Raw genomic sequence first — 23,927 nt, 5'->3', positions numbered from 1 at the left:
GCCGGGCCGACGTTGGGCTGGCCGTGGCCGACCTGGGCCGGCCGCCGGTCACGGGCCGGTCAGCAGCGACGGCAGGGCACGCATGTCGTCGAAGACCACCGTCCCGGGCCCGGCCAACCGAGCGGCCGGTGTCACCCCGCCCGCGTAGCCGAACGACCCCATCCCGGCCGCCCGGGCGGCCTGCACCCCGGGCGCACTGTCCTCGACCACGGCGCACCGCACCGGGGCGACCCCCAGCCGCTGCGCGGCGTGCAGGAACAGGTCCGGTGCGGGCTTGCCCCGGGCGACCTCGGTGGCGCTGAAGATCCGCCCCGCGAACCGCTCGTACAGGCCCGTCCTGCCCAGGGTGTGCCGCATCTTCTCGTGACTCCCGCTGGAGGCGACGCAGTACGGCAGCCCGCGCTCGTCCAGGGCGTCCAGCGCCTCGACGATCCCGTCGACGGCCGGCAGCGCCGCGTCCACGGCCTCCCGGTGAAGCTCGCGGAACCGCTCGTCCCACGCCTCGGCCACGGCGGCGCCGAGCCGCCCGCGGATCTTCTCCCCGATCGACGCCGTCGAGCGCCCGACGAACTCCTCGATCACCTCGGCCTCGCTCAGCGGCCAGCCGTACTCGGCGCCCAGCGCGACATGGGTGCGGACGGCGATCGGCTCACTGTCGACGAGCACGCCGTCACAGTCGAAGAGGATCAGCTCGACCACATCCCGGCGGGCGGCGGACCGCCCGAGAGCCGGCTCCGGTACCTGGGCGATGCGGGTGTCCATGCCGTGCGTTCTCCCCCTGCTCGTGTCACGTCCACGCCAGGATGTCAGGCGCCCGCGGTGCGGCGGCCGTCGCCCCGGGACCGGTGGACGTGCTCCTGCGAACCGGCCGGCCCCGGCGCACCGCGTCAGCTCTGCTGGTAGAGCACCGCGCCGGTGCGGCAGTCCAGGTCGACGAAGACGTACAGGCAGCCCTCGCCGCCCCACAGCTCGCTGCCGCAGTTCATCGACACGAAGAGCATCGTCCGCCCGCAACGCGAACAGGCCGGCTGCTCCGGGTCCTGGATCCACTCCGGCTGTCCGCCGAGCGTCGATCCGCCGTCGTGCCACGCCGATCCGCTTGCGCCCGGCGGCCGAGCCGGGCCGAGCACCAGCCGATTCGGGTAGGGGTCCCAGCCGTCGAGCACCGGGCCGTTCCACGGCGGCCGGACATTCCCGGCCGACCACACACAGCCGCCCTCGCCGTCGTACTCGCTGAGGACCGTCCCGTAGTCGGTGCAGCGCGGGCAGGCCAGTACCCGGACGTGGTCCGCCGTCGGCAGCGAGAGCGCCTTCGCGGCCGCCGACCCGGGCGGCAGGTCGAGCGCGTAGTGCAACTCCATACCGCACCAGGGGCAGTGCTCACCCGACTCACCCCCGAACACCGCCTCCCCCGCCTCGGCCTCCTCGTCGACCGCCAGCAGCGCGAACGCCCGGCCCACCACCAGGTCCCGGCGCCGGCCCTCCCGGTCCAACTCCCAACCGGCCGAACGCGTGTGGTCGTCGATGTCCACGGAATCCCGCCAGCGCACGAACGCCTCATGCGCGACACCCGGATCACCGGCGGCCACGCAGTCACGCAGGAGGTACGGCTCCGGGTCCCCCTCGTCGACCATCGCGACCAGCGCCCCGGTGGTGGCCAGGTCCGCACCCCGATAGACCTCGCTCCGCCCGAACACCCGGGCGCCCAGCAACCGCCGGTGGTACCGCGCCACCCGCCCCGGCTCGCCGGCCGCCGCAGCCGCCAGCTCCCACACCGCTTCCTCCTCGTCGCCCTCACAGCAGGCGGCAACCAGATTCTCCAACTCGTCATCCGTCAGCACGCCTCGCACCCTACGCACCCACCCGGACACCCCGCCCCGGCCCGGCCCGGCCCGCCCCGGCTCCGCCGACGACGAAGGGCCAGCTTCCGAGGATCTCCCTCGTGGGCTGGCCCTTGCTGCGTGCTGCGCCGCGAGCGGCGGAGTGCCCCAGGCAGGATTCGAACCTGCGACACCGGCTTTAGGAGAGCCGTGCTCTATCCCCTGAGCTACTGAGGCAACGGACGGGTTGCCCGCGGTGTCACCTCGCCCGGCCTGAAGGGGTTTCAGGTTGCGAGGTCACAGCCGAGCGGCCGACCGACCCCTGACAGACTAGCGGATGCAGCCTCCGAAGATCTCCTCTGCCGGCCCATCGCCCGGAGGCGGTCGCTGCCGTCCGCGGGCCGCGGGCCCGCCTCCTGCGGCGGCGCGCCTGTCGTGCCGCGGTTGCGCGCCGCTCACGCCGGCCAGGGCGTGCCGGGAGGGCCGCCCGCTCGTTGTGCATCCCGACCGCCCTGCTCCTGGCATCCGGTGCGGCGGTCTGTCGGCATGATGGATGACGTATGCCCATTCGGGCGATTCAAGTAGTTTGCTGGGTAGATGAGCATGTGGCCACGGATCATCAGGTCCGCCGGTGTCTGGCTGTGTCCCGCGCTGGCGATGCTGGCTGCCGGGTTGTGGCGGATCGGCACTCCGGACCTCTGGCGGGACGAGCTGTCCAGCTGGACTGCCGCGACCCGCGGGCTGGGCGAACTGTTCGCGATGCTTCACCAGGTGGACGCCAGCATCGGCGCCTACTACGTGGTCCTGCACTTCTGGACCGAGCTCTTCGGCGCCTCCGCGACCGCGCTCCGACTCCCGTCGGTGCTCGCGATGGCCGGTGCGGCCGCGTTCACCGCGCTGATCGGACGGCGGATGTTCCGCAGCTCCGCGGCCGGCCTCGCCGCCGGGCTGCTGTTCGTCGCGGTGCCGGGCGTTTCCCGCTACGCGCAGGAGGTCCGGACGTACGCGTTCGTGGTCTGCGCGACGGCGGCCGCCACCTGGTTCCTGCTGCGAGCCCTGGAACGGCCCGGGTTCGGCCGCTGGGCGGGCTACGCGGCCTGTACAGCGGTCGGCGCGGTCTTCCACCTGGTGTCGCTGAGCGCACTGGTCGGACAGGCGGCCCTGGTGCTGCTGCGGGCCCGGCGGGCCTCACGCGGCCTGCTCTGGCAGTACCCGCTCGCGGCGCTGGTCGCGGTGGTGCCGGCGGTGCCGGTGATACTGCTGGGCGCTCAGCAGTCCGGGCGGCAGCTGAGCTGGCTGCAGCGGCCGAACCTGGACCTGCTGCGGATGTTCTGGAACGGGTTGCTCGGACCGGCCTCCCTGTTCTACGCCTTCGTGGTCCTGGCCTCCTTGGCCTTCCTGCGGCGGGGCAGCCGGGGTGCGGCGGTGGAGCTGCTGCTGCTCGCGGTGTTGCCGGTGGTGGCGGTGTGGCTGGTGTCGCAGGGCAGGACGTCGTACTTCCTGGACCGCTACCTGCTCTTCACGGTCCCCGCCTGTGCCGCGCTCGCGGGCGGCGGGGTCGGTGTCCTCCGGGCTGCCCTGCGGGGCGCCGCGCCGGTGCGCGCGGCCGACCGTGCCCCGGTCGCGCGCGGGCGCATCCCGGGCGCCACCGCACCCGCCGCTCCGGCGGCCCACGCGGCCCACGCGGCGCCCGCGGCGCCCGCCAGATCCGCGGCAGCATCCGCTCTCGCCGCTCTCGCCCTGCCCACCGTCGCGCTCGCCCTGCTGATCCCCTTCGTCCTGGGCCTGCCGATGCAGAAGGCACAGCGCGGCACCCTCGCCCACAGCCCCACCGACTACCGGGCGGCGGCCGCCCTGGTATCGGCCGGCTACCGCAGCGGCGACGGCCTGGTGGCGGCGGCCGGCAGCCAGGCCTGGCGGATGATCGGCCCGGGAATCGCCTACCATCTGACCCCCGGGGTGCAGCCCACTCCGCTGTTCGTGCGGCAGTCCGCGGCGCAGGCCGAGGACCTCTTCCCACAGGAGTGTTCGATGCCCGCAAGCTGCATCGGAACCGAGCCGCGGGTGTGGGTCGTTACCATCGGCACTGGTGATGACCCGTACCTGAGCCTCCCGGCCGACCAGGCCAGGGCGCTGCGGACGGAATTCACCCCGACCGAGGTCCGATATGTCCGCGGACTCACGGTGTCGCTGCTGGTACGCAGCCGCCGGTAGCCGACGTGGAGGCCAGACAGGCCGACGCGCCACACCAGAGTGAAAGGCACAGACGTGACTGCCCCCCAGGAGAGCACCTTCGCCGATCTCGGCAAGGTGCTGGTGATCATCCCGACCTACAACGAGGCCGAGAACGTCGAACGGATCGTCTCCCGGGTCCGCGTTGCCGTCCCCGAGGTCCACGTCCTGGTGGCAGACGACAACAGCCCGGACGGCACCGGCGACCTCGCCGACAAGATCGCGGCGGAGGACGGCAACGTCCACGTCCTGCACCGCAAGGGCAAGGAGGGCCTGGGCGCGGCCTACCTGGCGGGCTTCCGCTGGGGCATCGACCACGGCTACGACGTCCTGGTCGAGATGGACGCCGACGGCTCGCACCAGCCGGAGGAGCTGTCCCGCCTGCTGACCGCCCTGCGCGGTGCCGACCTGGTGCTCGGGTCCCGGTGGGTGCCGGGTGGCGCGGTGGTCAACTGGCCGAAGTCCCGGCTGCTGCTCTCCCGCGGCGGTTCGCTCTACTCCCGGGTCATGCTGGACGTCCCGATCAAGGACGTGACCGGCGGCTACCGGGCCTTCCGCAAGGAGACCCTGCTCGGCCTCGGCATGGAGAAGGTCGCCTCCCAGGGGTACTGCTTCCAGGTCGACCTGGCGTGGCGTGCCGTCAAGGCCGGCTACAAGGTGGCCGAGGTGCCGATCACCTTCGTCGAGCGTGAGCACGGCGCGTCCAAGATGAGCCGCAACATCGTGGTCGAGGCGCTCTGGCGGGTCACCGCCTGGGGCGTCGGCGCCCGGGTGTCGAAGCTCACCGGCCGGAACGCCTGACACCACGGGACGACTCCCGGGCCCGGCCCAGGCTCCGCACCCGCCCCACGCACGCACTCGCCCCACGCACCCGTCCCGCCCGGCACGGCTCGGACCGAGGACCGGCCCGAGCCGCCGAGCGGCGCCCGGGCTCCCGGTGCTGTCCCGCCGCGCCCGCGGGCCCGGCCCACCGCCGGGCACCGCGGGAGTGTCCGGGTGCGCCGCTGCGGGGCTCGGGTGAGCATGAGGCATCGGCCAGGCCCGGGAGGTACCCCGTGACAGACCCGCACGACGGCGGCCGGGAGGATCCCGGCCGACCGGGTCATGGCCGCTGGCACCGGGTCAGGGACCGGGCCGCCGGACTCGCGACGACCGCGAAGGCGGCGCCGGAACAGGTCCCGATCGTGGGCCGAACGGTCGGCCACCTGCTGCGGGTCAACCTGCTGGACAACGCGACCCGGCTGGCCGCGCAGACCTTCCTGAGCGCGCTGCCCGCCCTGTTCGTGGTGGCGGTGTTCGCTCCCGCCGTTATCCGCGACGGCGTCACCAGCTCGCTCCGCGACCACCTCGGGCTGAAGGGCAGTACCCAGCAGCAGGTCCAGCAGCTGCTGTCGGCGGGCCACGACGACGTGACGCAGAGCTTCGGCGCGATCGGCGCCCTGGTCACCCTGCTGTCCGCGACCGCCCTCAGCCGGGCCCTGCAGCGGGTCTGCGAGCGCTGTTGGGAGATGCCCAAGTCCAGGACCAGGGTGGCGGTGTGGCGGTGGCTGGTCTGGCTGGCGGTGTGGCTGATGTTCCTGGTCTTCGAGGTGCCGATCCGCAGGGGCTTCGGGCTCGGCCCCCTGCTGGGCATCCCGCTGGCCTGTCTGGCCGGCACCCTGCTCTGGTGGTGGACCCAGCACCTGCTGCTGGGCAACCGGGTGCGCTGGTACCCGCTGCTGCCCGGCGCGGTGTTCTGCGGGGCTGCCGAGCTGGTGCTCGGGATCGCCGCTCAGGTGTACCTGCCGGGCGCGATGACCCGCAGCGTGCAGAAGTTCGGCCCGTTCGGGGTGGTGTTCACCTCGCTGTCCTGGCTGATCCTGCTGTTCGCGGCGATCACCCTGTCGCTGGTGCTGGGCCGGGTCATGGCGGAGGAGCCGGCCGTCGCCCACTGGCTCGGCACCCGTACCGAGCCCGGCCGATGGGGCGGATGGGGTGGCCCGCGCGGATGGGGCAGGCAGCGCCGCAGAGCTCCGGACCGGCCCCCTGACCGGCCCCCTGACCGGCCGGCGGACGGGCCGGCGGACGACTGAGCCCCGGACCGGTACGAGGTGCCGTACGGTCCGGGGCTCGGTGCCACCGGGCTGAGGGGATCCGCCCTTATCCGGGGCTCAGCGGATCTGGAGCTCAGCGGATCCGGGGCTCAGGGGCTCCGGCGCTCAGAGGATCCGGAACAGACGGTCCGCGATGGACGGCGGCGCCAGGTCGGACTGCAGGATGACCGGGACCTCCACCCGGCCGTCGCCCTCGCCCGCCGAGACGGTACCGACCTGGGTACCGGCCTTGGCGGTGTGGCCGAGCTTGACCGCGTCGAGGGTGACGTGGGCCGTGATGCCGGACCAGCCGGCCACCGTGAGGTCCTTGCTCGCGACCACCGGGACCTTGCCGCCGAGACCGTTGTCCACGTGGCCGACCACGTCACCCTGCTTGGCCAGGGTCTGGCCGGTGAGGCCGTTCTGAGCGGCCGTGATGATCTTCATGCTGATCGGCTGCGCGGCCCGGACCAGGCTGGGCTCCTCCTTGGTCGCGGGCTGGCCGAGGGTGACGCCGAGGATCATCCGCTTGGTGCCGCCGACGTCCTTGACCGCCGCCCACATCAGGCAGGAGCCGGCCGGGGTGGAGGAACCGGTCTTCACGCCGATCACGCCGTTCTTCGGCGAGAGGATCTCGTTGGTGTTGAAGACCCGCTGGTTGTTGAACTTGGTGTCGGGCTCGGCCACGATCTGCCGGAAGATGTCGATCTTCATGACCTGCTCGGCGAGCTTGAGCTGGTCCTTCGCCGTGCTCTTGGTGTCGTTGCTGTAGCCGGCCGGGTCGGCGTAGGTCGTGTTCGTCATGCCGAGCTTGGCGGCCTGGTCGTTCATCTTCTTGACGAAGGCCTCCTCCGAGCCGGAGTCCCATCGGGCCAGCAGCCGGGCCACGTTGTTGGCCGACGGCAGCATCAGCATCTCCAGCGCCTCGTACTGGTTGAGCTGCTGCCCCTCGGTCAGCGTGATCTTGGACTGGTCGGGGTCGCTGGACTCCTGCGCGGCCTGCTTGTCGACGGTGAGGACCGGTCCGGTCTCCCCCTTCTTCAGCGGGTGGGCCTGGAGGATGAGGTACGCGTTCATCACCTTGGTGACGCTGGCGATCGGGGCCGGGGTCTCCGGGCCGGAGCTGCCGAGGCTGCCGACGCCGACCACCTCGGCGGCGGCCTGGCCCTTGGCCGGCCACGGCACGGCGAGCTGGTCGCCCGTGAACGTGAAGGTGCCCGCTAGGCTCGACTTGGTCTTGGGGTCCGGCAGCGGCCGGAGCAGCTGGGCGACCACCAGGACACCGAGCACCAGCGCCACCAGGACCGTCCAGATGGTGGCCCGCTTGACCGCCCGCTGGAGCGGGGTGACCGGTCGCCGGCTGAGCGCGGCCAGCACCTCCATCGCCTCGACCGTGTTCTCCGGCCCGGGCGCCGGCCTCGGCTCCGGCCTCGGCTCGGGCGTCGGGCCGGCCGACGGGACCGGAGGCACCGGCGGAACCGGCGGAACCGGAGGCACGGTCTCCGGCACCGGGAGCGGCCGGGGCGCGGAAGCGGCGGCGGCGGCCGGAGCAGCAGTGGCGGCGGCCGGCAGCGGCCGGGTCGCCCGCACGGGCTCCGGGTCGGCCTTCGGCGCGGGCCCGGTATCCGGCTCGCGCTCGGGCTCGGGCTCGCGCTCGGCGGCGAGAGCGGCGGCCGGCACCGGGGCAGGGTCGGCGATCGGCTTGGCGGCCATCGGTGTGGTGGCCTTCAGCGCGGCCCCGGCGCTCTCCCGGCCGTCCCGCATGGCGAGACGGGGGTCGGCGCCGGGCGGCTCCGCGGCCCGCTCGACGGCGGGGCTCTTCCCCGCCGCCGGCTGCGCCACCGGCTCCGCCGACACGTCCGCCGGCGGCTCGTCACCGGCCGCGGCGCCGCTCTCGGTATCCTCCTCGGCAGCGCTCTCGACCTCGGCCTCGGCGTCCGCCCCGACCTGCTCCGGCGCCTCCCGGCGCGCTGCCGCCGTGCCGCTCGCCGGACCCGCCGCCGTCACCTCCTTGGGCAGCCGCAGCGCCGTGGTGGCGTTGTCCACCGGCAGGCGAAGCGCGGTGGTCCGGGAGTCCAGATCCTGGATCCGAAGCTGCACGGTCGAGCTGCTCGGTTCGGCACCCGACCCGGTCGGCTCGGGCTCGGCCGATCCGGTCTCGCCGTCGCTGCGCACGTTGTCGGGGGACTCGCCCACGTGACCCATCCTCCTTGTCCGCCCGGCCCAGCCCGGGCCGACCGTCGACCTGTCTTTTTTCGCGCAGGTTCTCGACCTGCTCCACTAGCAGTACAGTCTCGGGCACCCGTGACCCCGGGGGCACGCGCACCCCGCCCGACCGGCGGTTATTGACCCCACCCGGGCTGTTCCCCGGGTCAGACGCTGCGCCCTTCGGCGGCGGTTCCCCGGTCTGCGGGGCCGTCTGCGGCAAGGTCACGATTCGGAGGCGTACTCGACAAGCCTGTGTGAGAGGCGTCACTCTGTCATTCATCCACGCGGGGAGGCTTGGATGGGCAGGAGCCGCAGAACAATTCCCGAGGAGCTCTTGCTGCTCGCACTGGACCCGGCCACGGGCACCACTGCGCAGCCGCAGACCCTCGACCTCGGACTTGCCGGGGCACAGCTGGTGGAGCTGTCCCTGGCCGGACGGATAGTCCCGGACGGAGATCGGATCGCCGTGGTGATGGCACGGCCGACCGGTGATCCGACCCTGGACCACGCACTGGAGCTGCTGCGCCGTCGTGGCAGCCCGGTCCGTGCCGCGCACTGGATCGGTGGGCCCCGGCTGGGGCTGCGCCAGACGTACCTCGCGCACCTGGAACGGTGCGGCATGGTGACGGCGGTGCCGGGACAGATGTGCGGGGTGCTGCCGACGACGCGCTATCAGGCGTCGGACGACTGCACCAACGGAGCGATCAAGCAGCGGCTCGACACCGCGATCCGGACCGGCGTCCCGCCGGACCCCCGGACCGCGGCGCTGGCCGCCCTGGCGCACGCGGTCGGGCTGGGGAAGCACCTCTACCCGGGTAACGAGGGCAGGTCCTCGCGGTCACGGCTGCGCGACCTGATTCGCTACGACCCGCTCGGCGGCATGGTCGCGCATGCCGTGATGGACGTGCAGAACGGGCTGCCGGTGCAACAGAATCGCGCTCCGGCAGGGCCACCGGGCCGGCCCGCACCAGGTCGTGGTGTGGCGGCACGGGTGGGCGCGCGATGATCGGCGCGCGCCGTTAGCCGGCAAAGCACTTCTCGGGGCGGTTCGCCCGGCGCACCAGTCGCCGGACGGGCCGCCCCGCCGCCGTTCCCGGGCCCGGGCCCGCTCCCGACGCCGCCCGCCCCGTCCGCGCCCACTGCCGTGCCCGCCGCCGGGCCCGCGAAACTGCCCGCTGCCGGACGGCCGCGAAGGCATACAGTCGGCCGTACGGGCCGCTCCGGCCCGTGGCCGGCTTCCACCACGCGCGTGCTGCGGCACGACTCGACACGCTTACCGCACCTCAAACGCCTTTATCGGTAAGGCGCCTGGAGCGCAAGGGCCAAGATCCGGAATGAACGGTTTTCCGATGATCTGTTCTACTGCGCTCGGGTGATTCCCCGGCACGGACCGGAGGCGAGATGGCATGCTGCTCCACATCAGGGGGTTGGTACCAATTTCCACACTCTTCCGAGGCACGGCGCCGTCCGCCGCGCCTGAGGTCCGGCCGGAGGTCGATGTGTCCACCAGCGTCAATCCCACAGTCCGGCGCCGGAGACTCGGCGCCGAGCTGCGGCGCCTGCGTGAACTGCGGCAGATGACCGCAGAAGAGGTGGCCGGGCGGCTGATGGTGTCCCAGTCGAAGATCAGCCGCCTGGAGAACGGGCGCCGCAGCATCAGCCAGCGGGACGTCCGCGACCTGTGCGACGTCTACGAGGTGACGGACGAGCGGATCCGGGCCGGGCTGATGGAGATGGCCCGCGAGTCCCGCCAGCGCGGCTGGTGGCACGACTTCGGCGACATCCCGTACAGCGTCTACATCGGCCTGGAGGCGGAGGCCTCCTCGATCCGGGCGTACGAGTCCTCCTTCATCCCCGGGCTGTTGCAGACCCGGGAGTACGCCGAGGCGGTGGTCGCGGGCACGCAGCCCGACACCGAGCCGGGGGCGATCAAGCGGCGGGTGGACGTCCGGCTCAAGCGGCAGGACCGGATCTACGGCGACGACCAGCTCGGCAGCCTCTGGGTGGTGATAGACGAGGCCGTCCTGCGGCGGGCGGTCGGCAGCTCCCAGGTGATGGCGGACCAGCTGAGCCAGCTGCTGACGCTGAGTCAGCGCGCCAACATCAACCTGCAGGTGATCCCGTTCGAGCGCGGCGCCCACCCCGGTATGACCGGGACATTCTCCTTGCTGGAGTTCCCGGAGTCAGCGGATTCGACGGTTGTCTACTTCGAAGGGGTGACGAGCGATCTCTACCTGGAGAAGGACGCGGACGTGCGCCGCTATACCAATCTCTATGACCACCTGCGGGCCGCCGCACTCAGCGTCACGGAGAGCCGGTCATTGATACACACCTATGTAGAAGGGTTCAGAGCCAAATGAGCACCAAGTCCCTGAGCAACCTGGCCTGGCGCAAGAGCAGCCACAGCGGCGGCAACGGCGCCTGCGTGGAGATCGCCGTGCCGAGCCCCGTCGCTGTCGCGGTTCGCGACTCCAAGGACCCTGAGGGCCCTCAACTGCACTTCCCCAACGAGGCCTGGGCCGCGTTCGCCACCGCTGCCGGTTCCGGCGCCTTCGGTGAGGTCTGATCGCATCCGTCCGCCCTGTCCGGTGCCCGCCGTCCTCCCGCGGCGGGCGCCGTGCCACCCGGGTCCGGGCCCGGCTCAGCCGGCCGGGTAGCGGGTCCGCCAGCCCTCGGTCCCGTGCAGCTCCGGCCCGTGCAGCAGTTCCAGCACGAAGTCGTCGGCCAGCTCCAGGATCGCTCCCCGGCCCTCCAGTTCGATCACCAGCTCGGGCGGCAGCGCCGTCTCCCCGTGCAGGACCCCGAGCAGGTTGCCGCAGATGGAGCCGGTGGAGTCGCTGTCCCCCGAGTGGTTGACGGCCAGCAGCAGGCCGGACTTCACGTCCTCCGCCACCAGCGCGCAGTACAGCCCGATGGCCAGCGCCTCCTCCGCCACCCAGCCCTCGCCGAGTGCCTCCACCCGCTCCTGCGAGGGTGCGCCGGCCCGTACGGCGTCCAGGGCGGCCCGCAGCGCGGCGGTGGCCTCCTCGTGCCGCGGCCGCTCGGAGAGCAGCGCCAGCGCGAGGTGCACCCCCTCCTCCAGGGTGCCGCCCCTGGCCACGGTGTGGACGATCACCGCGAACGCCCCGGCCGAGAGGTAGCCGGTGGGATGCCCGTGGGTCAGCACCGAGCACTCGACCGCCAGTTGGAACACCAGCGCCGGCTCCCAGGCGGTGAGCAGGCCGAACGGGGCGGCCCGCATCACCGTGCCGCAGCCCTTGGAGTGCGGGTTGCGCGGCTCGTCGACGGTGCCGAGCCGGTCGGCGTCCGGGCCGGAGAGTCCGGACAGGCAGGACTGGCCGGGGGCCCGCTGGGCGTACAGCCACTCCTCGCGGCCGAGCCAGCCGAGGTCGGAGCGGCGCTCGTCCGGGCCCCAGTCCCGCTGGGTGGCCGCCCAGCGCAGGTAGGCCCGGTGGACGTCGCTGGGCGGGTGCCAGTTGCCGCCGTCCCGGTTGATGTGCGCCCGGATCAGGCCGTCCAGGGTGTAGAGGGTCATCTGGGTGTCGTCGGTGACCGCGCCGCGCCGCCCGTACGCCGGCACGTAGCCGGTGACGCCCTGCGGGCCGTGCGTCTCGACGATCTTCTCCAGCGGCTCGAACTCGATCCCGGCGCCGAGCGCGTCACCGATCGCACCGCCGAGCAGGCAGCCCCGCACCCGGCTGCGGAAGTCCTGCTGCTGCGCGCGTGACCACAGTGGCATCACGGAGGGGCCTTTCGTCCGGGGCTGAGCGGGGCCGGTCGCTGGCACGCCGCAGGGCGGCCGGACCGACGCCCGCGATCGATCGAGCGCCACCGCACTGTATTCGAAGAGGTTGACGGCTTCACCCCCTCCCTCGAACGCCAGGTCTTCAATATTTTGTTGCTGCCGGGGACATCCGCAGGCCACCGAGGTCGGACCGGGCCTCCCCCGGGGCCCGCCATGGCCACCATCGCCCGCCACCCGGCCGCCGCTGCCGCCCTCGCCCCCGGCTCCGCCACGCTCGCCAGCACCGCCGCGGCCGAGGCCGACGCCGCCGTCCCGGCCAAGCTGCCGCCGGCCCACCAGGCCGTCCTTCGGCCCCTTCGACCGATACCCGGACGACGGGCTGCACCAGGACCGCCACGCCCTGCGCGACCTGCGTGAGGACCTGGTCGGCTGAGCCGCCTCAGGGAGGCGCCCCGGCGAGCCGGGGCAGGCGGGCGTCGATCGGCTGGAGGTCCGGCCAGGGGCCGCTGCGCCACCGTCCGGGCGGTACCCGTTCAGTCCAGTACCGGCAGCAGCTCCGGGAGGTGCCCGTCGGAGGCCAGTGCCGCGGCCCGGCGCTCGGCGGGAACCTCGCCGTAGGTGGTGGTGCGCTGGCGGTGCGGCCGGCCGGCCGCCTCGGCGATCGCCTCCAGGTCCCGGACGGACTTGTAGCTGCCGTACGCCGAACCGGCCATCCGGGAGATGGTCTCCTCCATCAGGGTGCCGCCCAGGTCGTTGGCGCCGGAGCGGAGCATCTCGGCCGCGCCTTCGGCGCCCAGCTTCACCCAGCTGGTCTGGATGTTGGGGATGTGCGGGTGCAGCAGCAGCCGGGCCATCGCCACCACCGCCCGGTTGTCGCGGGCGGTCGGGCCGGGGCGGGCGACGCCCGCCAGGTAGACGGGGGCGTTGGTGTGGATGAACGGCAGCGTGACGAACTCCGTGAAGCCGCCGGTCCGCTGCTGGATCTCGGCGAGCAGCCGCAGGTGGCCGAGCCAGTGCGCCGGGGTGTCGACGTGCCCGTACATCATCGTGGAGGAGGAGCGGATGCCCAGCTCGTGGGCGGTGGAGACGACCTCGACCCAGGTGGCGGCGGGCAGCTTGCCCTTGGTGAGCACCCAGCGGACGTCGTCGTCCAGGATCTCCGCGGCCGTGCCGGGGATGCTGTCGAGGCCGGCCTCCTTGGCCTGCTGGAGCCAGTCCCGGATCGAGAGGTTGGTCCTGGTCGCGCCGTTGACCACCTCCATCGGCGAGAAGGCGTGCACATGGATGCCCGGGACGCGGGCCTTCACGGCGCGGGCGATGTCGAAGTAGGCGGTGCCGGGCAGGTCGGGGTGGATGCCGCCCTGCATGCAGACCTCGGTGGCGCCCACCTCCCAGGCCTGGGCGGCGCGGTCGGCGACCTGGTCCAGCGAGAGGGTGTAGGCGTCGGCGTCGGTGCGGCGCTGGGCGAAGGCGCAGAACCGGCAGCCGGTGTAGCAGACGTTGGTGAAGTTGATGTTCCGGGTGACGCAGTAGGTGACCTCGTCGCCGACCGCCGAGCGGCGGACGTCGTCGGCGATCCGGCAGAGCGCGTCCAGGGCCGGGCCGTCGGCGTGGAAGAGGGCCAGGGCCTGGTCGTCCGTCAGGCGGGTGGGGTCGTCGGCGGCGGCCGAGAGGGCCTGGCGTACGTCCGACGGCAGGCGCCGGACACTCCCGGCCGACACCTGCTCGCGCAACACCCCCCAGTCCCCGTACACCTCGTCGAAGTCCGCCCGCCGGTCGCCCGTCCGCCCCTCGGTGTCGATGGTGCGGTGCAGGTCCGTGCGCCCGTACGAGGCCGGCAGGTCCTCGGGCTCCTGCCAGGGCAGACCGACCGGCTTCGCCTCCTCGCGGGCGAGCCCGGTCGCCGGGTCGGCGAGCGCCCGGACGTGCGGCATGATCCGCGGGTCCAGCCAGGGCTCGCCGCGCTGCAGGTACTCCGGATAGACCGTCAGCCGCTCGCGCAGCGTGAAGCCCTCGGCGGCGGTCCGGGCCGCCAGCTCGTCGATGTGCGGCCAGGGCCGCTCCGGGTTGACGTGGTCGGGCGTCAGCGGCGAGACCCCTCCCCAGTCGTCGATGCCCGCCCCGATGATCAGCGGGTACTCCTTGTCGACCAGATTCGGCGGGGCCTGGATCCGGGCGGACGGACCGAGCACCAGCCGGGTCACCGCGACGGCGGCCGCCAGCTCGGCCAGCTCGGCGTCCGGCATGGCCCGCATCGCGGTGTCCGGCTTGGCCCGGAAGTTCTGCACGATGACTTCCTGGACGCCGTGGTACTGCCGGGCGATCCGGCGGATCGCGAACAGCGCGTCGGCCCGCTCCTCGTACGTCTCGCCGATCCCGATCAGCACCCCGGTGGTGAACGGGACGGCGCTGCGGCCGGCGTCCTCCAGCACCCGCAGCCGCACGGCCGGCTCCTTGTCGGGCGACCCGTGGTGCGGGCCCCCGGGCTCGGACCACAGCCGGGTCGCGGTGGTCTCCAGCATCATCCCCATCGACGGGGCGACCGGCTTGAGCCGCTGGAAGTCCGTCCAGCCCAGCACACCGGGATTGAGATGGGGCAGCAGGCCGGTCTCCTCCAGCACCCGGATCGACATCGCCCGCACATACGCGAGGGTGTCGTCGTAGCCGTGCGCGTCCAGCCACTCACGGGCCTCGGGCCAGCGCTCCTCGGGCCGGTCCCCGAGCGTGAACAGCGCCTCCTTGCAGCCCAGCGCGGCACCCTGACGGGCGATCTCCAGCACCTCGTCCGGGGCGAGGAACATGCCGTGCCCGGCCCGCTTGAGCTTGCCCGGGACGGTGACGAAGGTGCAGTAGTGGCAGCGGTCCCGGCACAGCCGGGTGAGCGGGATGAAGACCTTCTTCGAGTACGTGATCACCCCGGGCCGCCCGGCCTGGGCCAGCCCGGCGTCCCGGACCCTCGCCGCGGTCGCGCACAGGTCGCGCAGGTCCTCGCCGCGGGCCTGCAGCAGCACCGCCGCCTCGCCCGGATCCAGCGCGACACCGTCCCTGGCCCGGCGCAGCGCCCTGCGCATCGAGTTCGCGGTGGGGGCGGGCCGGGGTTCGGGGCGGGGGGCGTCCGTTGCGTCCATGGGGCGACGATACGCGAGCGATCAGACCACAGGAGGACGTGACCCTGACGTGGGCTCAGGGTCACGTGAGACGGCAGGCGTACCCGGATCTGCCCCTGTGGGGCGATGTCACGACCCGGGTCGCGGGCCTCTAATGGAGACTGCAACGGCAGCTACGGAGGGTGGGAGATCATGGTGGAGCAGAACACGCCGTACCGGGCACGGCGGCGGACGACCATGCGGGTACTGGTCGCGGTGGGCGTGGCGGCCGCGGTCGCGACGGGCGTCGGCCTGGTGCCGGCACTGGCCAGCGACACTCAGCCGAACCTGCCGTCGATCACCGCGGAGCAGCTGGTGGCGAAGGTCCTGGGCTCCGAGACCGACACGTTCAGCGGAACGGTGAAGGTGAAGGCCGACCTGGGGCTGCCGACCCAGCTGCTGGGCATGGCGGGCGGCGCGGGCGGCCGGGGCGGCTCACCGCAGACGAAGGCGGTCGAGCTGCTCGGCGGCGAGCACACGCTGCAGATCGCCGCGGACGGCCCGGACCGCCAGCGGGTCGGCCTGGTCGGCGACCTGAGCGGCTACGAGGTGATCCACAACGGCGACCAGGTCTGGGCCTGGGACAGCGTCCACAACGAGGCGTACCACGCGACGGCGCCGAAGGGCGGCGAGCACCGCAAGGCCGCACAGGCCCCGCTCGGCTCCGGTCTGGCGACACCCCAGGAGCTGGCCCGGCAGTTCCTGGCGGCCGGCTCGGGGACGACCTCGGTGACGGTGGACGGCACCGTCGAGGTGGCCGGGCGCCCGGCCTACAAGCTGAGCGTCAAGCCCACCCAGGCCGGCTCGACCATCCGCGAGGTACGGATCTCGGTCGACGCCGAGCACGGCGTGCCGTTGGCGGTGCTGGTCCAGGGGGCGGACGGCAGCAGGGTGCTGGACGCGCACTTCGGCTCGGTGTCCTTCGCCAAGCCCGCCGCCAAGACCTTCGAGTTCAGCGTGCCCAAGGGTGCCAAGGTGACCGAGGCCGACGACCCGGCCAAGGGCGCGGCCCGGGGCGGCGCGGGGACCGCGGCCGCGGGGTCCGCGCACGAGGGGCCGAAGGGCGCCGAGGCCGCCCCGGACGTCAACGTGGTCGGCGAGGGCTGGACGGCGGTGCTCGCCACCCGCCTGCCCGACGCCCAGGCCGCGGCCGCCGCCGGCAAGGACGCGCACGGCAGGGGCGGCCACGGCAGCGGCGTCCCGCAGAACCTGCAGTCGCTGGCCGGGTCGCTGGGCAAGCCGGTCGGCGGCGGCACGCTCGTCAGCACCAAGCTGCTGAACGTGCTGATCACCGACGACGGCCGGGTCTTCGCGGGCGCCGTCACCCTGCCGGTGCTGCAGAGTGCGGCCGGGGTGAAGTAGTGACCTCTCCGGTGACGGAGCGGTCGGCGGGCCGGGCTGCCGAGAGCGGCCCGGCCCCTGCCGCCGCCGAGGACGTGATCCGCACCCGCGGGCTGACCAAGCGCTTCCGCGGCGGCCAGCTCGCCGTGGACGGGCTGGACCTGACGGTCCCGAGGGGGAGCGTGTTCGGCTTCCTCGGCCCCAACGGCTCCGGCAAGACCACCACCATCCGGATGCTGATGGGCCTGATCGCACCGACCGCCGGGGCGGCCTCGGTGCTCGGCGAGCCGATGCCGCAGTCGGTCGGCCGGGTGCTGCCCCGGGTCGGCGCGCTGATCGAGGGCCCGGCCCTCTACGGCTTCCTGAACGGCCGGGACAACCTGAGGCGCTTCGACGCCGCCGACCCGACCGCCGACCCTCGGACCCGGGATCGCCGGGTGGCCGAGGCACTGGAGCGGGTCGGGCTGACGGCCGCGGCCGGCAAGAAGGCGAAGGCGTACTCGCTGGGCATGAAGCAGCGCCTCGGCCTGGCCTCCGCGCTGCTGCAGCCGCGCGAGCTGCTGGTGCTGGACGAGCCGACCAACGGGCTCGACCCGCAGGGGATGCGGGAGATCCGGGCGCTGGTCCGGGAGGTCGCGGCGGAGGGCACCACGGTCTTCCTCTCCTCCCACCTGCTGGACGAGATCGAGCAGGTCTGCACGCACGCGGCGGTGATGTCCCGGGGCCGGCTGGTGGTCCAGGGCACCGTCGCCGAGCTGGCCGCCCGGGCGCAGGGCCGGCTGGTGGTCCGCACGCCGGACACCGGGCGGGCCGCGGCCGTGCTGGCCGAGCACCGGGTGGCCGACGTCCGCTCCGGCGAGGGCCTGGTGGAGGGCACCGCCGAGCTCGGCGAGGGCCCGCTGGCCGACCTGTGCGCCGCGCTGGTGGGCGCCGGGGTGCGGGTGCACGGCTTCGGAGTGGAGCGCGGCACGCTGGAGGACGCGTTCGTGGCACTGACCGGGGAGGGCTTCGATGTCGCAGGTTGAGACGGCGGACCGGGCAACGGGCCCGACCGCGGGCGGGGCGACGGGCGGGGCCCTGGTCCGGCCGCAGACCGTGCCGGGCTTCCTGGCGCTGTTCCGCAGCGAGGTGGCTCTGACCTTCCGCCGGGTCCGGACGATCGCCCTGCTGGCCATCCTGGCCGCGCTGCCGGTACTGATCGGCGTGGTGGTGAAGATCGAGACCGACGGCGAGAGCGGTGGCGGCCCGGCCTTCGTCGCCCAGGTGACCCAGAACGGCCTGTTCCTGGTGTTCACCTCGCTGGCGCTGACGCTGCCGGTGTTCCTGCCGATGTCGGTCGGCGTGGTGGCCGGTGACGCGATCGCCGGCGAGGCGAGCGGCGGCACACTGCGCTACCTGCTGGTCGCCCCGGCGGGGCGGACCAGGCTGCTGGCGGCCAAGTTCACGGCGGCGCTGGCGTACTGCCTGGTGGCCACGGTGGTGATCGCGCTGGCCGCGCTCGCGACCGGCGCCGCGCTGTTCCCGATGGGCGAGGTCACCCTGCTGTCCGGCGACTCGATCGGGCCCGGCACGGCCCTGCTGCGGGCCGTCCTGGTGGCCGGGGTGGTGGCGCTCTCGCTGGCCGGGCTGGTGGCGATCGGGCTGTTCGTCTCCACCCTGACGGGAAGCGGCATCGCCGCGATGGCGACCACCGTGGTGCTGGTGATCACCGTGCAGATCCTGGACAGCTTCCCGCAGTTGCACGCCGTCCAGCCCTACCTGTTCAGCCACCACTGGCTGAGCTTCGGCGACCTGCTGCGGTCCAGCATGTACTGGGACAACGTGCTGCAGAACCTCGGCCTGCAGGCGCTCTACGTGGCCGTGTTCGGGTCGGCGGCGTGGGCCCGGTTCGCCTCCCGGGACATCAGCGCGTAGCGGGTGGCCGGTTCAGGCGGCCGGCGGTGTCCGGGTGGTCGCGGCGGCGCAGGCGAGCACCGCCAGCTGGGCCGGCGCGACCAGGAACAGCGGCGACCAGTCGGGGCAGACCAGCCGTACGCCGGCGGTCAGCCCGTGCAGCCTGGCCCGGTAGGATCCCTTGAGGTCGACCCGGTCCAGCCGGTACGGCGGCGCGAGGGTGATCGCGGGGCAGCCCGGCCGCTGCCACTGGATGGTCATCGGTCCGCCGCGCGAGCCCTGGGTGAGCACCAGCTCCCCGGCCTCCGCGCTGGCCGGCTCCCGTCGTACCGCGGGCACCCGGAGGGCGTCCGCGACGGTTCCCGGGCGGGCGGCCCGGCGCGACGGGCGGGTGAACCGCCCCATAAGGTCGACCATCGCAAGCCCTCCTGCGGGCCCCTGGGCACGGTGCCGAGCTGGGTACCCGGCGACAACCCCGTGTGGCACCCCGGACGTTAGCAGCAGAGCACTCCGCTTGAGGAGATCCGGAATCGAGATGTTCACCCGCTCCGGCGGCCGGGCGCCCGACCGCCCGACCGGGGGACGCCGGGAACCTTGACGGCCGCCACCCCGGGCAGGTGGGATGGGGCACCGTCCCGGGCGGGCACCCGCTGCTCGCACGGCGCCTCGACCCACCTGCGGCCACCGTCGTCCGCACCACCGGGGGAGCCCACCAGCCATGACGATCCGTCGCCGGGAGCTCCTGCTGGGCGTGCCCGCGGTCGGGGCCGTGACCCTGCTGGCGGGATACGGACGGGCGGGCGTCGCCCGGGCCTCCGCCCCGGGCCCCACCGGGCAGCTCGAGCTCTACTCCTGGTGGACCGACGGCCCCGAGCAGAACGGCCTGCTGGCCCTGCTCGCCGACTTCAAGGGCCGCGCTCCCCTGCTGAGCTGCTACAACGGCGCACGCGACAGCCGGGCCGCCGCCGACCCGCAGGCGGAGCTGGCCAGACGGCTGGCCGCCGGCGATCCGCCGGACAGCTTCCAGTGCCATGCCGGCGCCGAACTCGCCGACCTGGTCGCGGCCGGACGGCTGACCGGGCTCGACGGGCTCTACCGGCAGGAGGGCTGGGCGACGCAGTTCCCCGCCGCCCTGCTGCCGCGGCTGCGCAGCCGCGGCGGGTACTACGGCGTACCGGTCGACATCCACCGGGCCAACCTGCTCTGGTCCAACCCCGCGGTGCTGGCCCGGGCGGGCGCCGATCCGGCTCCCGCGACGGTCGGCGCGCTGGTGGAGAACCTGCGCCGGGTGGCCGGCACCGGCCTGGTCCCGCTCGCCCTCGGCGGCTCCTGGAGCGCCAAGCACCTGCTGGAGACGGTTCTGCTGGCCGCGGTCGGCGCGGACGGCTGGCCCGCGCTCTGGCACGACACGGCGGAGCACGGGACGGCGGAGCACGGGACGGACACACGCGGCACGGACACGCGCGGCACGGACGGGGGTGACGGCGGTTGGGGCTCGAGGCGGGTGACGGGCGCCCTGCACGACTTCCGGGAGCTGCTGGCGCTGAGCAGCCACGCCGACCCCGCGCTGCCCGGCTGGGAGGACGCCACCGCGCTGGTCGGCTCCGGCCGGGCCGGGTACCAGGTGATGGGCGACTGGGCCGAGGGCTACCTGCGGGGCACCCTGGGGCTGCGCCCCGGGCTGGGCTACGACTGGGCGGCGGCGCCCGGCACCGCCGGGGTGTTCCAGTACCTCTCCGACGTGTTCACGCTGGCCGCCGGGGCCAGGCACCCGGAGGCGGCACTGGCCTGGCTGGCCGAGTGCGGCAGCCCGGACGGCCAGGTGGCCTTCAACGGCGCCAAGGGCGCGATCCCCGCCCGGACCGACCTGCCCGCGCAGGCCCGGGCGCTGTTCGGCCCGTACGCGCGGTGGTCGCTGGACGAGTGGCGCGGCGCGCGGATCGTGGGCTCGCTGACCCACGGTCTGGTGGCCTCCACGGCCTGGAACGCGCGGATCGACGCGGCGCTGGAGGTCTTCCTCGGGGACCGGGACGTGCCGCGGTTCCAGGACGCGCTGGCCGCGGCGGCGGCCGCGTCCCGGCCGAGCGCCGCTAGCGGGTGACGGCGGGAGCGGTGTCCGCGGCAGCGGTGTCCGGAGCAACGGTGTCCGCAGCAGCGCTCTGCGGCACGGCGCTCTGCGGCACGGCGCTCCCCGGCACGGCGGCCCGGGCCCGGGCCGCGGCGGCGGCCGCGCGATCGGTCCTGACGCGGTGCAGCGCGTCGACGCTGAGCACCGCCAGCGCGGCCCAGACCAGGGCGAACCCGGCCCACCGGGCGGGGGGCATCGACTCGTGGAAGACCGCGACGCCGATCAGGAACTGGAACACCGGCGCGAGGTACTGGAGCAGTCCGAGCGTGGTCAGCGGGACCCGGACGGCGGCGGCGCCGAAGCACATCAGCGGGATCGCGGTGATCACACCGCTGAGGATCAGCAGCCCGGAGTGGCCCCAGCCGTACTCGCCGGGAACGACCCGCCCGAGGCTGCCCTGGCCGCGGAGGGCGAGGTAGCCCAGGAAGGCCAGCGCGAAGGGGAACATCGCCGCGCTCTCCAGCGCGAGGCTCTCCGGACCGCCGAGCGCGACCCGCTTCTTCAGCAGCCCGTAGGTGGCGAAGGACAGCGCCAGGGTGAGGGCGATCCAGGGCAGCCGGCCGTACCCGACGGTGAGGACGACGACGGCCGCCGCGCCGATGCCGACCGCCACCCACTGGGCGCGCCGCAGCCGTTCGCGCAGCACCAGGACGCCGAAGCCGATGGTGACCAGGGGGTTGATGAAGTATCCGAGGCTGGTCTCCACCACGTGGCCGGAGTTCACACCCCAGATGTAGACGCCCCAGTTGACGGAGATGAAGGCGGCGGCCAGCGCGGACAGCGCCAGCCGCCGGGGCTGGGCGAACAGCGGCCTGATCCAGGCCCAGCGGCGTTGGACGAGGAGCATCAGGGCGACCGCGACCATGGACCAGACCATCCGGTTGGCCAGGATGTCGGCGGCCCCGGCAGGCTCCAGGAGCGGCCAGAACAACGGGAACAGGCCCCAGATCCCGTAGGCGGCGAAGCCGTACCAGAGTCCTCTGCGTCCCTCTGCCATCCCGGGCCTGCCCTCCGCGCGCACTGGTGTCGGACCGACGGTAGCGGGCGGGAGGGCAGGATGTCATCTCCGTTTTCGGTTTTTGCTCATGACATCTTCGACACCGCAGGTCAGACGCTCAGCGCGGCCTTCACGGTGTCCGCGAGCGGGACGGTCGGCCGGCCGATCAGCCGGGCCAGGTCACCGTTGGCCCGGGCCAGGTCACCGCGCGCGATCGCCTGGTCGACGTCCACGAAGACCTCCGCGAACCCGGCCGGCATACCCGCGCCGACCAGCACCTCGTGGTGCTCGGCAGGCGGGACGTCGCGGTAGGCCACCGGGGTGCCCGCCTGTGCGGCCAGCGCGGCCGCGTACTCCGCGAGCGTCCACGCGACGTCGCCGCTCAGCTCGTACACGGCGTTCTCGTGGCCCTCGCCGGTGAGCACCGCGACCGCCGCGTCGGCGTAGTCGGCGCGCGGCGCGCTGGCGACCCGGCCGTCCCGGCTGCTGCCGACCACCTCGCCGCGGGCCACCGCACCGGCGGCCTGCGCGGTGTAGTTCTCGGTGTACCAGCCGTTGCGCAGGAAGACGAAGGGCAGACCGGACTCGCGGATCACCGCCTCCGTCGCCTTGTGCTCGTCGGCCAGCGTGAAGCTCGCCTCGTCGCCGCCGAGCACCCCGGTGTAGGCCAGCAGGCCCACCTCGGCGGCCTTCGCGGCCTCGACCACGGCACGGTGCTGCGGCTCGCGCTTGCCGATCTCGTTGCCGGAGATCAGCAGCACCCGGTCACCCGCGGTGAACGCGGCGGCCAGCGTCTCGGGGCGGTCGTAGTCCACCACCCGGACCTCGACGCCGCGCGCCGCCCAGTCGGCGGCCTTCTCGGCCGACCGGACGGCCACGGCGATCCGCTCGGCGGGGACCTCGGCCAGCAGGCCCTCGACGACGAGGCGGCCCAGCTGTCCGGTGGCACCGGTGACGACGATCATCTTCTGCTCCTTGGAAGGTTGCCCTCTGCTTCGCCACTCACTTTATGGATGGCACTAACCTTCCGTAAGTACGCACTTGGAAGTAGGGTACTGACATGGAGGTAATCGAGAGGGAACGCCCACTGCCGGAGAGCTCGATCGTGGAGAGGCTGCCGGACGTCTACGACCGGATGTGCCCCTCGCGCGGCGTCCTGGAGCACGTCACCAGCCGCTGGGGCGTGCTGGTCCTGGCGGCCCTGATGGAGCGCGGGTACCGGTTCAGCGAGCTGCGCCGCCGGGTCGCCGGGGTGAGCGAGAAGATGCTCGCCCAGACCCTGCAGAACCTGGAGCGCGACGGTTTCGTCCTGCGGGTGGCCCACCCGGTGATCCCGCCCCGGGTGGACTACAGCCTGACCCCGCTCGGCGGGGAGGCGGCCCAGCTGGTCTCCGACCTGGCGCACTGGGTCGAGGCCCGGATGTGCTCCGTGGCCGAGGCCCGCGAGGCGTACGACGCCCGCTAGGCCCCACCCGGCAGCGCACCTGCACCCACACCGGGCACGGTGAGGAAGTCACCGTCCAGGGCCGCGTCGACGGTCGGTCAGGCGCGGCCGCCCTCGATCAGGCCCGCCAGGCCCTCCAGCACCCGGCGAAGGCCGAACTCGTAGGCGTGGTCGGGGCTGTGGGCGCCGCCGTGCGCCTCGCCCGCGGCCGAGCCGACCCGTGCCGCGGTCGGATAGCGCTCGGGGTCGAAGACCCGGGCGAGCAGCTCGGCGTTGCCCTCCCACCACGCGCGGTCCCCCATCGCGCTCTCCTGCTCGGCGGCCCGCGCGTCGGCGGCCGCCCGGGCGCAGCCCTCGACGAAGCCGAGCAGGAAGGTCAGCGCGGCGTCCATCTCGACGTCGCCGAGGCCCAGCCCGTCGAGGGCTCGCAGCTCGTACTCGTACTTGCCCATCAGCCCGGGGCCGAGCGGCGGGCGGCCGGTGGAGATGCCCGCCACCCACGGGTGACTGCGGTACAGCGTCCGGTTGTCCTCGGCGACGGCGGTGAGCCGGGCCCGCCAGCCCTCCCCGGCGGGGGCGCTGCGGGGCATCGCGGCGTAGACGGTGTCCAGCATCAGGTCGAGCAGCTCGGCCTTGCCGGGGACGTAGGTGTAGAGCGCCATCGGGGAGAGGCCGAGCTCCTGGGCGACCCGCCGGATGGTGACGGCCTCGACCCCCTCGGCGTCGGCCAGGGCCACGGCCGCGGCGGCGATCTCGGGGACGCTGCGGGCCTGCCGCGGGCCGCGCCGGCCTGTCGCGGTGGCCGGTTGGCCCCAGAGCAGGGCGAGCGTCCGTGCCGGATCCCCTGCGCTGCTGCGTTCCGTGGCCATGTCGACAGTTTTCCACAGGCAGATTCTCCGTA

Annotated in this window: 20 protein-coding genes and 1 tRNA gene; 11 read left to right on the top strand and 10 right to left on the bottom strand. The window is 73.6% G+C overall.

The annotated features are described in order from the left end of the window. Positions 1-48: 48 nt before the first annotated feature. The 3 genes from OG871_RS22215 to OG871_RS22205 form a co-directional block, all read right to left on the bottom strand. Positions 49-762, bottom strand: a complete 714-nt coding sequence (locus tag OG871_RS22215) for an HAD family hydrolase (protein ID WP_371498726.1) — start codon at positions 760-762, stop codon at positions 49-51. Between the two features lie 125 nt (positions 763-887). Beyond that, a complete protein-coding gene (locus tag OG871_RS22210) occupies positions 888-1,841 on the bottom strand; it encodes a hypothetical protein (RefSeq protein WP_371498725.1) in 954 nt (317 codons plus the stop codon). Between the two features lie 143 nt (positions 1,842-1,984). After that, positions 1,985-2,057: transfer RNA gene (locus OG871_RS22205), tRNA-Arg, on the bottom strand. Positions 2,058-2,417: 360 nt separating this feature from the next. Here OG871_RS22205 and OG871_RS22200 point away from each other — a divergent pair. The 3 genes from OG871_RS22200 (at position 2,418) to OG871_RS22190 (ending at position 6,124) form a co-directional block, all read left to right on the top strand. Next, positions 2,418-4,034, top strand: a complete 1,617-nt coding sequence (locus OG871_RS22200) for a glycosyltransferase family 39 protein (RefSeq protein WP_371498724.1) — start codon at positions 2,418-2,420, stop codon at positions 4,032-4,034. A 54-nt stretch (positions 4,035-4,088) separates the two neighbouring features. Next, a complete protein-coding gene (locus OG871_RS22195; protein WP_371498723.1) occupies positions 4,089-4,853 on the top strand; it encodes a polyprenol monophosphomannose synthase in 765 nt (254 codons plus the stop codon). Positions 4,854-5,107: 254 nt separating this feature from the next. Beyond that, positions 5,108-6,124 carry a YhjD/YihY/BrkB family envelope integrity protein gene (locus OG871_RS22190; protein ID WP_371498722.1) on the top strand — a complete coding sequence of 339 codons (1,017 nt, stop codon included), beginning with the start codon at positions 5,108-5,110 and terminating at the stop codon, positions 6,122-6,124. Positions 6,125-6,250: 126 nt separating this feature from the next. On the opposite strand, the gene OG871_RS22185 is transcribed toward OG871_RS22190, so the two are convergent. Beyond that, positions 6,251-8,320 (bottom strand): D-alanyl-D-alanine carboxypeptidase, encoded by a 2,070-nt coding sequence (locus OG871_RS22185; RefSeq protein ID WP_371498721.1) that lies wholly within the window; start codon positions 8,318-8,320, stop codon positions 6,251-6,253. 310 nt (positions 8,321-8,630) lie between these two features. On the opposite strand from OG871_RS22185, the gene OG871_RS22180 reads away from it, so the two are divergent. From OG871_RS22180 to OG871_RS22170, 3 genes are all read left to right on the top strand, one after another. Then, a complete protein-coding gene (locus OG871_RS22180) occupies positions 8,631-9,338 on the top strand; it encodes a GPP34 family phosphoprotein (RefSeq protein WP_371498720.1) in 708 nt (235 codons plus the stop codon). 493 nt (positions 9,339-9,831) lie between these two features. Beyond that, positions 9,832-10,692 (top strand): helix-turn-helix domain-containing protein, encoded by an 861-nt coding sequence (locus tag OG871_RS22175; RefSeq protein ID WP_371498719.1) that lies wholly within the window; start codon positions 9,832-9,834, stop codon positions 10,690-10,692. Further along, the gene (locus tag OG871_RS22170; RefSeq protein ID WP_371498718.1) at positions 10,689-10,898 is read left to right on the top strand and encodes a DUF397 domain-containing protein; all 210 of its coding nucleotides are present in this window, start codon (positions 10,689-10,691) and stop codon (positions 10,896-10,898) included. The genes OG871_RS22175 and OG871_RS22170 overlap by 4 nt, the downstream gene beginning before the upstream one ends. A gap of 75 nt (positions 10,899-10,973) precedes the next feature. Here the strand turns inward: OG871_RS22170 and OG871_RS22165 are convergent, their stop codons facing one another. Together OG871_RS22165 and OG871_RS22160 are read right to left on the bottom strand one after the other, a co-directional pair. Further along, the gene (locus OG871_RS22165; RefSeq protein WP_371498717.1) at positions 10,974-12,071 is read right to left on the bottom strand and encodes an ADP-ribosylglycohydrolase family protein; all 1,098 of its coding nucleotides are present in this window, start codon (positions 12,069-12,071) and stop codon (positions 10,974-10,976) included. A gap of 539 nt (positions 12,072-12,610) precedes the next feature. Continuing rightward, positions 12,611-15,205, bottom strand: coding sequence for a bifunctional FO biosynthesis protein CofGH (locus tag OG871_RS22160; RefSeq protein WP_371498716.1), 2,595 nt, complete (start codon positions 15,203-15,205; stop codon positions 12,611-12,613). A 171-nt stretch (positions 15,206-15,376) separates the two neighbouring features. Here OG871_RS22160 and OG871_RS22155 point away from each other — a divergent pair, with 171 nt between their 5' ends. From OG871_RS22155 to OG871_RS22145, 3 genes are read left to right on the top strand one after another with little or no spacing between them, the layout of a single operon-like run. Next, positions 15,377-16,585, top strand: coding sequence for an outer membrane lipoprotein carrier protein LolA (locus OG871_RS22155; RefSeq protein WP_371498715.1), 1,209 nt, complete (start codon positions 15,377-15,379; stop codon positions 16,583-16,585). An 11-nt stretch (positions 16,586-16,596) separates the two neighbouring features. Further along, entirely contained in the window at positions 16,597-17,589 is a 993-nt protein-coding gene (locus tag OG871_RS22150; RefSeq protein ID WP_371498714.1) for an ABC transporter ATP-binding protein, read from the top strand. Further along, positions 17,576-18,478: an ABC transporter permease gene (locus OG871_RS22145; protein ID WP_371498713.1), complete on the top strand. Its 903-nt coding sequence runs from the start codon at positions 17,576-17,578 to the stop codon at positions 18,476-18,478. Before OG871_RS22150 ends, OG871_RS22145 begins: the two co-directional genes overlap by 14 nt. Before the next feature lie 12 nt (positions 18,479-18,490). Here OG871_RS22145 and OG871_RS22140 read toward each other — a convergent pair whose 3' ends face one another. After that, a complete protein-coding gene (locus OG871_RS22140; RefSeq protein ID WP_371498712.1) occupies positions 18,491-18,874 on the bottom strand; it encodes a hypothetical protein in 384 nt (127 codons plus the stop codon). Positions 18,875-19,175: 301 nt separating this feature from the next. Between OG871_RS22140 and OG871_RS22135 the strand changes: the two genes are divergently transcribed. Continuing rightward, the gene (locus tag OG871_RS22135) at positions 19,176-20,558 is read left to right on the top strand and encodes an ABC transporter substrate-binding protein (RefSeq protein ID WP_371498711.1); all 1,383 of its coding nucleotides are present in this window, start codon (positions 19,176-19,178) and stop codon (positions 20,556-20,558) included. On the opposite strand, the gene rarD is transcribed toward OG871_RS22135, so the two are convergent. Beyond that, a complete protein-coding gene (gene rarD, locus OG871_RS22130) occupies positions 20,548-21,582 on the bottom strand; it encodes an EamA family transporter RarD (RefSeq protein ID WP_371498710.1) in 1,035 nt (344 codons plus the stop codon). The two genes, OG871_RS22135 and rarD, sit on opposite strands and share 11 nt — an antisense overlap. A gap of 110 nt (positions 21,583-21,692) precedes the next feature. Continuing rightward, on the bottom strand, positions 21,693-22,547 hold the full coding sequence (locus tag OG871_RS22125) for an NAD(P)H-binding protein (protein ID WP_371498709.1): 855 nt from the start codon (positions 22,545-22,547) through the stop codon (positions 21,693-21,695). 95 nt (positions 22,548-22,642) lie between these two features. Here OG871_RS22125 and OG871_RS22120 point away from each other — a divergent pair, with 95 nt between their 5' ends. Then, on the top strand, positions 22,643-23,047 hold the full coding sequence (locus OG871_RS22120; protein WP_371498708.1) for a winged helix-turn-helix transcriptional regulator: 405 nt from the start codon (positions 22,643-22,645) through the stop codon (positions 23,045-23,047). Between the two features lie 77 nt (positions 23,048-23,124). Here OG871_RS22120 and OG871_RS22115 read toward each other — a convergent pair whose 3' ends face one another. Continuing rightward, on the bottom strand, positions 23,125-23,895 hold the full coding sequence (locus OG871_RS22115; RefSeq protein ID WP_371498707.1) for a TetR/AcrR family transcriptional regulator C-terminal domain-containing protein: 771 nt from the start codon (positions 23,893-23,895) through the stop codon (positions 23,125-23,127). Positions 23,896-23,927 lie beyond the last annotated feature (32 nt).

It is taken from the genome of Kitasatospora sp. NBC_00374, assembly GCF_041434935.1.
Lineage (GTDB): Bacteria > Actinomycetota > Actinomycetes > Streptomycetales > Streptomycetaceae > Kitasatospora.
The sequence above is the reverse complement of the archived record's forward strand: the minus strand, read 5'-3'. Positions and strand labels throughout refer to the sequence as shown.

Bases quoted from the DNA above. Each gene is read 5' to 3' on its own strand.
- OG871_RS22135 (WP_371498711.1), top strand. From the start codon at position 19,176: ATGACGATCCGTCGCCGGGAGCTCCTGCTGGGCGTGCCCGCGGTCGGG.
- rarD (WP_371498710.1), bottom strand. From the start codon at position 21,582: ATGGCAGAGGGACGCAGAGGACTCTGGTACGGCTTCGCCGCCTACGGG.
- OG871_RS22125 (WP_371498709.1), bottom strand. From the start codon at position 22,547: ATGATCGTCGTCACCGGTGCCACCGGACAGCTGGGCCGCCTCGTCGTC.
- OG871_RS22200 (WP_371498724.1), top strand. From the start codon at position 2,418: ATGAGCATGTGGCCACGGATCATCAGGTCCGCCGGTGTCTGGCTGTGT.
- OG871_RS22180 (WP_371498720.1), top strand. From the start codon at position 8,631: ATGGGCAGGAGCCGCAGAACAATTCCCGAGGAGCTCTTGCTGCTCGCA.
- OG871_RS22165 (WP_371498717.1), bottom strand. From the start codon at position 12,071: ATGCCACTGTGGTCACGCGCGCAGCAGCAGGACTTCCGCAGCCGGGTG.
- OG871_RS22170 (WP_371498718.1), top strand. From the start codon at position 10,689: ATGAGCACCAAGTCCCTGAGCAACCTGGCCTGGCGCAAGAGCAGCCAC.
- OG871_RS22145 (WP_371498713.1), top strand. From the start codon at position 17,576: ATGTCGCAGGTTGAGACGGCGGACCGGGCAACGGGCCCGACCGCGGGC.
- OG871_RS22115 (WP_371498707.1), bottom strand. From the start codon at position 23,895: ATGGCCACGGAACGCAGCAGCGCAGGGGATCCGGCACGGACGCTCGCC.
- OG871_RS22120 (WP_371498708.1), top strand. From the start codon at position 22,643: ATGGAGGTAATCGAGAGGGAACGCCCACTGCCGGAGAGCTCGATCGTG.
- OG871_RS22155 (WP_371498715.1), top strand. From the start codon at position 15,377: ATGGTGGAGCAGAACACGCCGTACCGGGCACGGCGGCGGACGACCATG.
- OG871_RS22160 (WP_371498716.1), bottom strand. From the start codon at position 15,205: ATGGACGCAACGGACGCCCCCCGCCCCGAACCCCGGCCCGCCCCCACC.
- OG871_RS22215 (WP_371498726.1), bottom strand. From the start codon at position 762: ATGGACACCCGCATCGCCCAGGTACCGGAGCCGGCTCTCGGGCGGTCC.
- OG871_RS22140 (WP_371498712.1), bottom strand. From the start codon at position 18,874: ATGGTCGACCTTATGGGGCGGTTCACCCGCCCGTCGCGCCGGGCCGCC.